The following is a 296-nucleotide window of genomic DNA, read 5'->3' on the forward strand; positions in this document are numbered from 1 at the left end:
GTTAGAGCGAAATGAATCTGATGAGGAAAGTGATCAAGTTCAATTGATGACCTTACATGCCTCAAAAGGCTTGGAGTTTCCACATGTTTTTCTGGTTGGCATGGAAGAAAATATTTTGCCGCATCAAACCAGTATTGAGGAAGATAATGTAGAGGAAGAACGCCGTTTAGCTTATGTGGGCATTACTCGAGCACAAAAATCACTTACCTTTTCTTTATGTAAAGAGCGGAAACAATTTGGCGAGTTTTTGAAACCTGAACCTAGCCGATTTTTATCTGAGTTACCTCAAGATGATC

1 protein-coding gene is annotated in these 296 nt (G+C 39.2%); it reads left to right on the plus strand.

The annotated features are described in order from the left end of the window. Window positions 1-296: 3'-5' exonuclease (locus EII42_RS12765; protein WP_158676543.1), on the plus strand; the 296-nt coding region annotated here is incomplete at both ends.

This window comes from Tessaracoccus sp. OH4464_COT-324, assembly GCF_003932855.1.
In the GTDB taxonomy this organism is placed as follows: Bacteria; Actinomycetota; Actinomycetes; order Propionibacteriales; family Propionibacteriaceae; genus Arachnia.